Source organism: Nonomuraea sp. B5E05 (genome assembly GCF_039880665.1).
Classification (GTDB): domain Bacteria; phylum Actinomycetota; class Actinomycetes; order Streptosporangiales; family Streptosporangiaceae; genus Nonomuraea.
The window spans coordinates 676891-688244 of sequence record NZ_JBDPMJ010000001.1; the positions used below are offsets into that span (position 1 = coordinate 676891).

General features: G+C 69.9%; 14 protein-coding genes. 11 read left to right on the forward strand and 3 right to left on the reverse strand.

The window, feature by feature from the left end; translation table 11 throughout:
- Positions 1 to 57 precede the first annotated feature (57 nt).
- The 8 genes from egtA (at position 58) to ABGB01_RS03130 (ending at position 7305) form a co-directional block, all read left to right on the forward strand.
- Complete coding sequence (egtA, locus tag ABGB01_RS03095) at positions 58 to 1320, forward strand: ergothioneine biosynthesis glutamate--cysteine ligase EgtA (RefSeq protein ID WP_347770017.1); 1263 nt, start codon at positions 58 to 60, stop codon at positions 1318 to 1320.
- Positions 1317 to 2612, forward strand: coding sequence for an ergothioneine biosynthesis protein EgtB (egtB, locus tag ABGB01_RS03100; RefSeq protein ID WP_347770019.1), 1296 nt, complete (start codon positions 1317 to 1319; stop codon positions 2610 to 2612). The genes egtA and egtB overlap by 4 nt, the downstream gene beginning before the upstream one ends.
- Positions 2612 to 3319, forward strand: a complete 708-nt coding sequence (egtC, locus tag ABGB01_RS03105) for an ergothioneine biosynthesis protein EgtC (RefSeq protein ID WP_347770021.1) — start codon at positions 2612 to 2614, stop codon at positions 3317 to 3319. The genes egtB and egtC overlap by 1 nt, the downstream gene beginning before the upstream one ends.
- A 48-nt stretch (positions 3320 to 3367) precedes the next feature.
- Entirely contained in the window at positions 3368 to 4321 is a 954-nt protein-coding gene (gene egtD / locus ABGB01_RS03110) for an L-histidine N(alpha)-methyltransferase (RefSeq protein ID WP_347770170.1), read from the forward strand.
- Entirely contained in the window at positions 4318 to 5544 is a 1227-nt protein-coding gene (gene egtE, locus ABGB01_RS03115) for an ergothioneine biosynthesis PLP-dependent enzyme EgtE (RefSeq protein WP_347770023.1), read from the forward strand. The genes egtD and egtE overlap by 4 nt, the downstream gene beginning before the upstream one ends.
- A gap of 102 nt (positions 5545 to 5646) precedes the next feature.
- Positions 5647 to 5967 (forward strand): hypothetical protein, encoded by a 321-nt coding sequence (locus ABGB01_RS03120; RefSeq protein ID WP_347770025.1) that lies wholly within the window; start codon positions 5647 to 5649, stop codon positions 5965 to 5967.
- A 288-nt stretch (positions 5968 to 6255) separates the two neighbouring features.
- Complete coding sequence (locus ABGB01_RS03125) at positions 6256 to 6603, forward strand: hypothetical protein (RefSeq protein ID WP_347770027.1); 348 nt, start codon at positions 6256 to 6258, stop codon at positions 6601 to 6603.
- 180 nt (positions 6604 to 6783) lie between these two features.
- Positions 6784 to 7305 (forward strand): hemerythrin domain-containing protein, encoded by a 522-nt coding sequence (locus tag ABGB01_RS03130; RefSeq protein WP_347770029.1) that lies wholly within the window; start codon positions 6784 to 6786, stop codon positions 7303 to 7305.
- Positions 7306 to 7751: 446 nt separating this feature from the next.
- Here ABGB01_RS03130 and ABGB01_RS03135 read toward each other — a convergent pair whose 3' ends face one another.
- Both ABGB01_RS03135 and ABGB01_RS03140 read right to left on the reverse strand, forming a co-directional pair.
- Positions 7752 to 8252, reverse strand: coding sequence for a hypothetical protein (locus tag ABGB01_RS03135; RefSeq protein ID WP_347770031.1), 501 nt, complete (start codon positions 8250 to 8252; stop codon positions 7752 to 7754).
- Positions 8253 to 8398: 146 nt separating this feature from the next.
- Positions 8399 to 8782 carry a VOC family protein gene (locus ABGB01_RS03140; RefSeq protein ID WP_347770172.1) on the reverse strand — a complete coding sequence of 128 codons (384 nt, stop codon included), beginning with the start codon at positions 8780 to 8782 and terminating at the stop codon, positions 8399 to 8401.
- Positions 8783 to 8926: 144 nt separating this feature from the next.
- Here ABGB01_RS03140 and ABGB01_RS03145 point away from each other — a divergent pair, with 144 nt between their 5' ends.
- Complete coding sequence (locus ABGB01_RS03145; RefSeq protein ID WP_347770033.1) at positions 8927 to 9844, forward strand: serine hydrolase domain-containing protein; 918 nt, start codon at positions 8927 to 8929, stop codon at positions 9842 to 9844.
- 19 nt (positions 9845 to 9863) lie between these two features.
- Here ABGB01_RS03145 and ABGB01_RS03150 read toward each other — a convergent pair whose 3' ends face one another.
- Positions 9864 to 10124 (reverse strand): GntR family transcriptional regulator, encoded by a 261-nt coding sequence (locus tag ABGB01_RS03150; RefSeq protein ID WP_347622486.1) that lies wholly within the window; start codon positions 10122 to 10124, stop codon positions 9864 to 9866.
- A gap of 100 nt (positions 10125 to 10224) precedes the next feature.
- On the opposite strand from ABGB01_RS03150, the gene ABGB01_RS03155 reads away from it, so the two are divergent.
- Positions 10225 to 10377, forward strand: a complete 153-nt coding sequence (locus tag ABGB01_RS03155) for a hypothetical protein (RefSeq protein ID WP_347770035.1) — start codon at positions 10225 to 10227, stop codon at positions 10375 to 10377.
- Positions 10378 to 10468: 91 nt separating this feature from the next.
- Positions 10469 to 10930, forward strand: a complete 462-nt coding sequence (locus tag ABGB01_RS03160; protein ID WP_347770037.1) for a hypothetical protein — start codon at positions 10469 to 10471, stop codon at positions 10928 to 10930.
- Positions 10931 to 11354 lie beyond the last annotated feature (424 nt).

The following is an 11354-nucleotide window of genomic DNA, read 5'->3' on the forward strand; positions in this document are numbered from 1 at the left end:
GTAACGCTCGCGCGGCCGGCGGCTCTATAGAGCCATGTGCCACGCGAGGGCAAGACGATGATCGGGCTCACGGCCGAGGGCTCGCCGCTGAGAGACGCCTCGGAGGTCGGAGACTACGCGCTCCGGTGCTTCCGCTCCACCGGTGACGACCGGGTGGGCGTGGAGCTGGAGTTCCTCGTCTTCGACCGCACGTCGGCCACCCGCCACGTCCCGATGGACAGGGTCGAGCGGGCGCTGCCGCCACTGCCCGGCGGGAGCCGGGTCACCTTCGAACCGGGCGGCCAGCTGGAGTTGTCCGGCCCGGCCGGCTCGCTGACCGGCGCGATCGACGGCCTCACCGCCGACGTGGCCGCCGTCCGCCAGGCCCTGGCGCGCGACGGCATGGTGCTGGCGGGCGTGGGCCTCGACCCGATGCGCCCGGCGGTGCGGCAGTTACAGCAGCCGCGCTACGACGCGATGGCGGAGTTCCTCGGCCGGCCGTACGGCGCGCTGATGATGTGCTGCACGGCGTCCATCCAGGTCAACCTGGACCTGGGGGAGCGACCCCGCACGCGGTGGGAGCGGGCACACCTGCTCGGGCCGGTGCTGACCGCCGCCTTCGCCAACTCGCCGCTGAGCCGGGGCCGGCCGTGCGGATGGATGTCGGGCCGCCAGGCCGTGTGGGAGCACCTCGACCCGACCAGGACGGCGCCCGTACCGGCGTCCGCCGACCCGGTGGCCGATTGGGCCCGCTACCTGCTCGACGCCCGCGTCATGCTGGTGCGGGAGGGCGAGGAGCGCTGCCGCACGGTCCGCGACGGCTCGACCTTCCGCGACTGGCTGGGCTCGCGCGAGCGCCCGCCCACCGCCGAGGACCTGGCCTACCACGCCACCACGGTGTTCCCGCCCGTGCGGCCCAGGGGCTGGCTGGAGATCCGCTTCCTGGACGCGCAGCGTCCGGCGGACTGGCCCGTGTGCGTGGCCGTCACCCACGCCCTGATCGGCGACGACCGCGCCGCCGACGCCGCGCTCGCCGCCGTCGAGTCCTGCCTGGGGCCCCGGTGGCGGCGAGGATCCGGGGCGGAGCGCGCGACGTGGGCGGCGGCCGCGCGCCGCGGCCTGGCCGACCCCCGGCTCGCCCGCGCCGCGGACGCCTGCTTCCGGGCCGCCATCGAGGCGCTGCCCCGCCTGGGCGCCACTCCCGCCCTGATCGGCGAGGTGGCGGCGTTCACCGACCGGTACGTGACGACCGGCCGCTCCCCGGCGGCCGACCTGATGGATCTGGTGAGGAAACCGGGGCGGCGCCTGCCGGCCTGGCTGACCGAAGAGGGACGAGGATGAGCGACTTCAAGGAACGCATCGCAAGCGATCTGCTCGCGGTGCGCAGCCGGTCCCTGACCTACACGGAGGCCGACGACGACCTGCTCGTACGCCAGCATTCACCGCTGATGTCGCCCCTGGTGTGGGATCTCGCGCACGTCGGCAACTACGAGGAGCTGTGGGTGCTGCGCGAGGCCGGCGGCATCACCCCGCTCAGGCCCGAGATCGACGACATCTACGACGCCTTCAAGACCCCGCGCAAGGACCGCCCCAGCCTGCCCATCCTCGGACCGGCTGAGGCGCGCCGCTACATCGAGGGCGTGCGCGGCCGCGTCCTCGACGTCCTGGACGCCATCGACTTCGACGACCCCGCGCCGCTGCGCCGCGACGGCTTCGTCTTCGGCCTGGTCATCCAGCACGAGCACCAGCACGACGAGACCATGCTGGCCACGCTGCAACTGTCGAAGGAGCCCGGCCTGGTGCGCGACGGGCACCTGCCGCCGGCCCGCACCGCGGGACAGGACGAGGTGTACGTGCCCGGCGGCCCCTTCCTCATGGGCACCGACACCCAGCCGTGGGCCTACGACAACGAGCGCCCCGCCCACCGCGTCGACCTGCCCGGCTACTGGATCGACCGGCTGCCCGTCGGCAACGGCGCCTACGCCGCGTTCATCGAGGACGGCGGTTACCACGACCCCCGCTGGTGGACCAGGGAAGGCTGGGAGTGGCGACAGCGGCAGGGCGTCTTCGCCCCGCTGTTCTGGACCAGGGACGGCGGCGCCTGGCACCGCACCCGCTTCGGCCGCACCGAGCCCGTGCCCATGGACGAGCCGGTGCAGCACGTGTCCTGGTACGAGGCCGACGCCTACGCCCGCTGGGCCGGCAAGCGGCTGCCCACCGAGGCCGAGTGGGAGAAGGCCTGCGGCTGGGACCCCGAGGCGGGCCGGGCGCGGAAATACCCGTGGGGCGACCACGAGCCCACCCCCGACCTGGCCAACCTCGGCCACCGCGCCGCCCGGCCCGCCCCGCTCGGGGCCTACCCGGCCGGCGCGGGCCCGTACGGGACCGAGCAGATGATCGGCGACGTGTGGGAGTGGACCGGCACGTGGTTCGACGGCTACCCGGGGTTCCGCAGCTTCCCGTACCGGGAGTACAGCGAGGTCTTCTTCGGCCGGGAGTACCGCGTGCTGCGTGGCGGCTCGTGGGCGGCCGACCCGGCGGCGATCCGCACCACGTTCAGGAACTGGGACTACCCGATCCGGCGGCAGATCTTCACCGGGTTCCGCTGCGCCCGTGACGCGGAGCGGGCCTAGTGTGCCGGCACGCGGCCTGGCTCGGCGCCCCTCGCGCCCTGGCCACGCTGATCCAGGAGCCCGAGCACGGCCTGCTCGCCCAGTCGTACGCGCCCCGGCGGCAGCGCCACGGCACGGTCAACGCCGACGGTTTCGGCATGGGCTGGTACGACCCCGCCCGCGCCGAGCCCGTCCGCTACCGGCGCGCCATCCCCATGTGGGCCGACGCCAACCTGCCCGCGCTCGCCCAGGTCGCCCGCTCGGGGTGCCTGCTGGGAGCCGTACGGTGCGCCACCGTCGGCATGCCGGTCGAGGAGAGCGCCACCGCGCCGTTCACCGACGGCCGGTGGATGCTCAGCCACAACGGCCGCGTCGAACGGGACGCGGTCAGGGCGCTCGCGGACGGCGCCGAGAGCGCCTGCGACTCCGCCTGGCTCGCCGCCGCCGTCTTCCAGCGGCTGCGCGCCGACCCCGACCTCGGGGAGGCCCTCGCCGAGGTCGTCGCCCACGCCGGGGAGAAGGACCCCGGCGCCCGCCTGAACCTGCTCGCCAGCGACGGCGCGTCCATCGCCGCGACCGTCTGGGGCGACACGCTCTTCGTCCACCGTCACCAGGACGGCGTGGTCGTGGCGAGCGAACCGCTCGACGACCTGCCCGGCTGGCAGGCCGTGCCGGACCGCAGCCTGCTGCTCGCCTCGTCCGAAGGCGTGCGCGTCCAGCCCATGTGACCCTTTCCTTGAGGAGGCACCGTGCCTGTCAGCCATTCGACCGTGCGCCTGATCAACCACCTCGACCTCGACTACCTGCGCTCCTCCCTCGAAAACGACGTCAGGGCTGGGCTGACGTCGACGCCGAAGTCCCTGCCGCCCAAATGGTTCTACGACGAGGCCGGCAGCGACCTGTTCTCGCAGATCACCAGGCTGCCCGAGTACTACCCGACCCGGCGCGAGCTGGCCATCCTGCGGGAACGAGCCGCCGAGCTCGCCGCCGCCAGCGGCGCCGACACACTGGTCGAGCTGGGATCGGGCACCAGCGAGAAGACCGTGCTGCTGCTCGACGCCCTCACCGAGGCGGGGACGTTGCGCGGCTACACGCCGGTCGACGTCGACGCGGTCACGCTGGCCGCGGCGGCGCAGCGGCTGGCCGAACGCCACCCCGGGCTCGCCGTACGCGCGGTGTGCGCCGACTTCGAACGCCACCTGCGGCTGCTGCCCCGCACCGGCCGGCGCATGGTGGCCTTCCTCGGCGGCACGATCGGCAACCTCGAACCCGACGCCCGCCGGGTCTTCATGAAGGAACTGCGCGGCACGCTCCGCCCCGGCGACACGTTCCTGCTCGGGGCCGACCTGGTGAAGGACAGGAAGCGGCTGGTCGCCGCCTACGACGACGCGGCCGGGGTGACGGCCGCCTTCAACCGCAACGTGCTGCACGTCATCAACCGGGAGCTGGACGCCGACTTCGAGCCGGACGCGTTCGAACACGTCGCCCGCTACGACGAGGACAACGACTGGATCGAGATGCGGCTGCGGGCGTCACGGGCCATGCGGGTGCACGTCGCGGCGCTCGACCTGGACGTGGACTTCGCCGAGGGGGAGGAGACGCGTACGGAGATCAGCGCCAAGTTCCGCCCCGACGGGCTGCGCGCCGAGCTGACCGCGGCCGGCTTCACCGTCAGCCGCTGGTTCACCGACCCCGCCGGCGACTTCGCCCTGGTGCTGGCCGAGGCATGATCGGCCAGGCGGTGATCGGCCAGGCGTGGCGGGCGGCACGATCCGTCGTGCCGCCGGGCCATCTCGACGCGGCCGGCTGCAACGTGCCCGGCGACCGGGTGTTCGACGCGGTCGTCGGGCACCTGCGGCTCGAACGCGAGCGCGGCGGCTACGCGGCCGAGCCCGACCTCACGGGGGCGAAGTCGTCCCTGACCACCCTGATCGGCGCGGACGGCGCGTCTCCCGGGGATGTGGCGTTCGTGGAGAGCGGCACGGCGGCCATGGCGGCGTTGCTCGGCGGCTGGCGGTTGCCGCCGGGCAGCCGCGTCGGCTTCGCCCGCACGGAGTACGGCAGCACGCTGATGTTGCTGCGCCGCCTGGCCGCCGCCCGCTCATGGACGCTCGTCGAGCTGCCCGTGGACGCCGGCTCCCGCCTCGACCTCGACGGCCTCGGGTCCGCGCTGGCCGCGGGACTGGACCTGGTCACCCTGGTCCACATCGCCTCCCACCGGGGCGTCGTCCAGCCCGCGCGGGAGGCCGGCGCGTTGTGCCGCGCCGCCGGGGTCCCGCTGGTGCTGGACGCCTGCCAGTCCTTCGGCCACACGGACGTGAGCGGGGTGGGCGCGGCCGCCTACGTGGGCACGTCCCGCAAGTGGCTCGCCGGCCCGCGCGGGGCCGGCTTCCTCATCGTCCCGGGACTTACGACGGGCACGGCGCCGGGACCCGGAACGGGCTCAGCGCCGTCGCCGACGTGGAGGCCGACGACGGGAATGGACGCCGCCGCCCCCGCGCTCGGCGGCCACACGTGGGGCACGGACGACCTGCCCGAACCACTGCCGGGGGCGATCCGCTACGAGAGCTCGGAAGGAGCCATCGCGTCCCGGGCGGGGCTCGGCGCCGCCGTACGGGAGTACCAGGAGCTCGGCCCCGCGGACCTGCACGAGCACATGGCGGATCTGGGCCGCACGGCCCGGCATCTCCTGCACGGGGCGGGCGGCTGGCAGGTGGGGGAACCGCTCGACGAGCCCTCCGCCATCGTCACCCTCCGGCCTCCGGCGGGCGACTCGGTGGAGGACGCGAGGGCTCGTGCCGCCGAGGCCGGCCTGCTCGTGGGCGCCGCCCCCGTCGCCAGGGCGCCGCTGGACCTGCGCGAGCCCGTACTCCGCGTCTCACCCGCCCCCGGCACGGAGCCAGAAACCCTGCACACAGTCGCCCAGGTCCTCAGCACACCGCACAGGCGTTGACGACTATCGTCCGACCAGTAAAAACAATCCCTATCCTGATTCTCTGACCCGGGACCACGCACCTGCAGTGCGGGTGCCTTCTGCAGTGGGCACACTGGAAACATGACTTGGAGCTCGCGCTACGCCAGCCGTCGCGTCTATGTGGTACCCGCTGATCTCAGTGAGTTGACGGGTCCCATCGCGGGTGTCGTGGAGTTGCCCACTGAGTTGGACTGGTCCGAGCAGCGCATCTACGACATGTTGGACAACAGTCACGTGGGACTGATGTACGAACGTGTGATCCGCGAAGCGACTCAGCTGGACGATCTGCGTACCTACCTGAACCGTGAGAAATTGATCGAGCTGTGGCCCCGTCTCTTTCTGCCCATTGAAGCGAGACGGGCGTGGGAGGCATCGTTCCCGCAGCTTCGACGAGCGGTGTAGCCGGCGTGGATGCCTTGCACGAACTGGTCGCGCGCATCGGCCTCGCGGCAACAGAGCGGTTCGGGTTCGCACTCGCCGGTGGATATGCAGTCCAGGCTCATGGATTCCTCGCCCGGCAGTCTGAGGACGTAGACATCTTCACAGCTCCAGGAGGGGACTTCGACGCCGCTGTGTCGGCCGCTGAGGCGGCCTATCGCGATGCGGGGTTCCAGACAAAGACCATGCTGCGCAGCCAAGGCTTCGCTCGTCTGCTGGTGAGTACTGAGGGAACAATCGGTCAGAGTCGAGATGGGCGTCGACTGGCGTGCCCATCCGCCCGTTCGGCTGGAGATCGGCCCCGTGCTGCACCCTGACGATGCAGTGGGGAACAAAGTCGCTGCCCTGTACGGCAGAGCGGAAGTGCGGGATTTCGTCGATGTGTTCGCTGTGCTCGGTAGCGGCCGGTACAACACCAGTCAATTGATAACTCTGGCCACAGCAGCAGACCCCGGGTTCGATGTAGCGATGTTCCGGGTCGCTCTGTCGGCTCTGGCGCGTATCCCTGACCAGGCCTTGGAGCTCCATGGCTTGAGCCCTCATGAAGTTGCGGAGCTCCGCCGTTGTTTCCACGACTGGGACGTGTCGCTCGATCGATGACAACGGCGGACCGAAACTTCGCACACGCTCTAGCGCGTCCTCAGTACCGCACGGGGGTTCACGGCTATCTACGTCCGGTTATCTCCGCTGCTGGGTCCTGATGTCCGCCAGGGAGCGTTTCAAGCGTGGAGGATGAGTTTCGTACATACTGGGGGAAATCGATGGGGCAGGAGAAGAACAATGACAGCGGGTTCGGGGGCGGGCGAGCGCCTCACGGCATTGGGTACGCAGCTGCTGGAGGTGCACATCTGGCTGCGCGAGATGCTGGAAGACCTCCAGGACAGCGTCGACGACTACCTGGACGCCAAGGGCATGCCGCCCCGTGACCTGCGCGCCCACTGCCTGTCCTTCTGCACGGCGCTGACCCGCCACCACACCGGCGAGGACAGGGCCGCGTTCCCGGCGATCGCCGAGGAGTTCCCCGAGCTGCGCAAGGTGCTCTCCGACCTGCGCACCGACCACAACCAGATCGACTGGCTCATGGGGAACCTGCGCAAGCTCCTCGACTCCCTCCCGGAGCAGCCGGACCCGGCCACGGCGGCCGAGGTGCGCGAAGAGGTGGGGGCGCTGTCGGCGGTCATGCAGACGCACTTCATCTACGAGGAGAAGAAGCTGATCTCCGTGCTCAACTCGATGGACGTGCCCGAGTGGCGCGACCAGCGGCCCGACTTCCTGCTGACCGACGACGAGGACGGCGCCTGACGGCTGCCGAATGCGGCCGGATCACGCTCCTTGTCTCGCACCGCATTCTTACGTGCGTAAACGTCGGCCACATCGTCGTCTGGAGGACGGTCGGGGTCGTTCCGACGAAGGACGGATGGCACGTGTCCATCGCTTGAGCAGCAGCTATATGGATCTCGCTCATTGGCCGACACCTCGATCTTCATCGGCATGGACGCCGAACGCTTCGATACCGCTCGGTTCGCGGACTTCGAATAGGGCGTCTCGGTCGTGACCCTCGGCGAGCTCAGGCTGGGCGTGCTGCAGGCTCGTGACTCCGAGGCATCGGCACGGCGGCTGTCCGCGTACCAACTCGCCGAGCGCTTCGAACCCATCGTCATCGACGAGGCGGTCTCGGACGCTTGGTCACTGAGGGCGCGGCCTCACGAGGTTGTCGAGTGGATCATGCTTTGGGATCGGACACAAGGTCAGCCGCACTCGTACTCGTCGAGTTTCTTCCGCCTGGCCTGCGCCTTGTCGCTGTACACCGGGTCGGTGACGTCCCGGACGTTGCTGTCGGTCGACAGTTTGCTTGATGACTTGCGAACGGCCTTCACCTGGCTGTGAAAGGCGTCGGCGATGTCGGGCGGCACGCTGTCCTCCATCGCCTTGCCGTACTGGGCGATGAGCCGGGCGATCCTGCGGGCCTCCTTGAAGTCCACCGGCTGGCCCGCAAGCGCCTTCCCTACCTCGGCGGCGTACATCACCTGCGCGATGTTGAAGACGTTCAGGTCACGGCAGAAGGCTGATTCCGATGGGGTGGCTGTCGCACGGGCAGTTGTGGGGCTCGCGGCCGGTTCGGCCGTGGCGGAGACGCTCGCCTGCGGACTGGCTGGTTCGGGTCCGGCGGTGGGTTGTTCTCCGCCGCATGACACGAGCGCCGTCGCAGTCAGAAGAAGGAATGCGCAGCGCACCAGGCGGACTCGCATGGTTCCTCCATGACCGTCGGTTGCCGCGACCCTAGCCCACCGAGTCCGGGAGCCCTCCCCGCCGGCAGCCTCATGAGTCCTCTTGCGCTCCATGGTTCCGGGACACGAGTCGCCGGTGGGCCCGGAGGAGGACGGAGGGCACGGCCTCACGCGGTTGTCGCGGCCCGTTCGGACTCGCTGCGAAGGACGCAGAACTCGTTGCCCTCGGGGTCGGCGAGAATGGCCCAGCCCGTGCCGTCGGGATTGCGGTGATCGGCGACGAAGGTGGCGCCCAGCCCCAGGAGGCGGTCGACCTCCTGTTCGCGCGAGGTCTCGGGACGCAGGCAGAGGTGGAGCCGATTCTTGATCGTCTTGCGCTCCGGCACTTGGTTGAAGTGCAGGAGTGGCCCCTGCGGTAGCAGGACCTGTGTCTCCTCGTCTCCGGGCCTGTCTTCGGGATGCATAGGACAGCCGGTTACCTGACTCCAGAACCGGGCGAGTCCGTAAGCATCCGCACAATCGATCGCCACGTTCTGCACTACCGAGATCACGCAGACATTCTGCAGCACCGCAGGATCTGGGTAGCCCGGGGCCGACGGCATTGGAAGAATCAGCACGTGTTCCCGCCGCAGCAACGTATGACGGCGCTTGTCTCCGGAGCCGGCTATCGCGGCGACGAACCCATCGTCGTCGGGGTGCAGCGACACGACGAGCCGCCGGTGATTCTGGCCCAAGGGGTGACCGCCGCCGATGAGCCGGTGACCGCCACGACCCGTACCTACGCAGCGTCACTGTCGAAGCAGATGACCGCGGCCTGCGCCGCGCTGCTCGCCCAGCAGGGCGCGCTCGACCTGGAATCGCCCTTGTCCCGCTGGTTGCCCCGCCTGCCGGCGTGGGCCGCCACCGTCCGGCTGCGGCACCTGATCCATCACACAGCAGCCCTGCCCGCCGACGCGAAGATCGATGCCACCGTCGGCGACGCCGACCGGACCACCCCTGGCACCATCGAGGCACTCGCCCGATTCCAGGCCCTCGACCACCGGCCGGGCACCGTACACGTCTATTCCAACGCCGGATACGTCTGCCTGGCCGCGGTGGTGGAACGAGTGGCGGACACGGCGCTGCCCGACTTCGCCCAGCGCAGCCTCTTCGCACCGCTGGGGATGGCGGACACCCGCTACTGGTCGGGTCCTGGCCCAACGCCGCCGGGCGCCGCACCGCTTGCCCGTCCTCATCCCGCCCCGCTGTCCCTTGGCGACGGAGGTGTGTGGACGACGCTCAGCGATCTGCTGCGCTGGGGTCAGGCGCTCAACGCCGATGCGCTCGGCATCTCGGAGCTCATGCAGACCCCGGGACGGCTCGACGACGGAACACCGATCGGCTACGGCTGGGGGATAGGCGTCCGGTCACACGCCGGCCACCGCGTCTACCGGCACGGGGGAGGCTGGACCGGTCTGCGCGCCCTGCACGCCCGGGTGCCCGGCCTGGACGTGAGCGCGGCCCTCCTGGCGATCGACGACCATGCCGAACGCCGGGTCCCGCTCATGGGCAGCCTTCTCGACGAGGTGATCAGAGCCATCGAGCCGGGTGCGCCCGCTTTCGTGCGGCCGTGACCGGTGGTTTTCGTACGGGTCAGCGCGGCGGGCGGTGGTCCTTGTGCACGACGACGGACCCCTTGCCGCGCCTGGTGACGATCAGTCCTTCTTCCCGAATGATTTCCATGGCGAGCCGCACAGTACGCCTGGCGACGCCGAATTCTTGTTCCAGGGCCACTTCGGACAGCAGGGTTTGCGGCGGGTAGGCACCCGACCTGATCCGCTCGCCGAGGATTTGCGCGATCTGCTCGTACTTGTAGAGCGTCGCATCCCACTCGATGTGTCCATGGTCCGTCACATGCATAACGCTACGAGTCTATTGACGTTCAACCATAGAGCTGCTAAGGGATTGATTGAGCGCCATATGTATACACAGGGCTGAACAGGTTGGTTCGACGATGTCGTACGAACTCTGTGTGGCCGGCGGCCTCGGCCACATCCGCCGTACGAGGAGATCGAGCGCAGGCATCCAGGTCAGCGAGAGTCCTTGGCTCCGGATCGGGCAGGCCAAGCGGCTGTGGGAGGACCTCCTCGACGGCCGCGCCCGTTGACCGTGGCGACGCCCCGTGGATCTCTTCAGCCGTGTTACCTGGTTGTTCAGGCTTGCGGGGCCACGTTCGATGGGCGGACTATCATGACGGCATGACCGCTCCCCAGCGCCGCGCGCACATCGCCGGACGCGTCCAGCATCTGGAATCGTGGGCGTTCACTGCGGGTGGCGAGATCGCGGACATCAAGGCTGCGATTGATCAGCTTCCCACGGTGATCCGCCAAGAAATCCTGGAGTACACCGAGCCGGTGTTCGGGGAGATCATGGCCGGTCGCGCCACCCTCGCGACGCGGCAGGACCTGGAAGCCCTGGAACGCCGGCTTACGGGCCGCGTGGACGGTCTTGCGGGCCGCGTGGACGGTCTTACGGGCCGCGTGGACGGTCTTACGGACCGCGTGGACGGTCTTGCGGGCCGCGTGGACGGTCTTACGGACCGCCTGGTCGGTCTTACGGACCGCTTGGGCGCTCTTGAGGGTACGGTGGAACGTCGCCTGTCCGGTGTGGAGTCGCGTCTCGATCGGGTCCTGGCCGCCCTCGCCAAGCCTGAAAGCTGAAGGGGACACACCTTCCGCCCTCCTCTCTTGGCGCCGCCGTCCCGGGACATGGCCGAGCCCCGAAGAAACGATCAGGCGGTGCGGCACCCGCCTTGTCGTCCGAAAGGTCGATCTCTAGACAGCGGAGGTCCTAGCTTCTCCAGGCGCCCGTTTCGCCGAGAGCGGTACGGCGCAGCGCCCGGTACGGCCGCGGCGCACGGTCGAGGTCATTCACCGTCAGAACGCCGACGGAAGCTGGACTGCCGCTTCGCCGCAGCTCCAGCGGCTACGAGAGGAGGGACGCTGCCCGCTGGAGACCAGGCGGCTGGTCGAGGCGCGTCTGAACGGTTGGATTGATCCTGAAGTGGCTGTTCGTCATGTTGAGCGCCTGTTGTTGTCTTCGGTGACGTTCGCCGTACGAAAGGCTCCCGAAGAAACGGACTGA

Coding starts and splice junctions, on each gene's coding strand:
- ABGB01_RS03135 (WP_347770031.1), bottom strand. CDS start 8,252: ATGCGAGTCCGCCTGGTGCGCTGCGCATTCCTTCTTCTGACTGCGACG.
- egtB (WP_347770019.1), top strand. CDS start 1,317: ATGAGCGACTTCAAGGAACGCATCGCAAGCGATCTGCTCGCGGTGCGC.
- egtA (WP_347770017.1), top strand. CDS start 58: ATGATCGGGCTCACGGCCGAGGGCTCGCCGCTGAGAGACGCCTCGGAG.
- ABGB01_RS03120 (WP_347770025.1), top strand. CDS start 5,647: ATGACTTGGAGCTCGCGCTACGCCAGCCGTCGCGTCTATGTGGTACCC.
- ABGB01_RS03130 (WP_347770029.1), top strand. CDS start 6,784: ATGACAGCGGGTTCGGGGGCGGGCGAGCGCCTCACGGCATTGGGTACG.
- ABGB01_RS03160 (WP_347770037.1), top strand. CDS start 10,469: ATGACCGCTCCCCAGCGCCGCGCGCACATCGCCGGACGCGTCCAGCAT.
- egtE (WP_347770023.1), top strand. CDS start 4,318: ATGATCGGCCAGGCGGTGATCGGCCAGGCGTGGCGGGCGGCACGATCC.
- ABGB01_RS03155 (WP_347770035.1), top strand. CDS start 10,225: ATGTCGTACGAACTCTGTGTGGCCGGCGGCCTCGGCCACATCCGCCGT.
- ABGB01_RS03125 (WP_347770027.1), top strand. CDS start 6,256: ATGGGCGTCGACTGGCGTGCCCATCCGCCCGTTCGGCTGGAGATCGGC.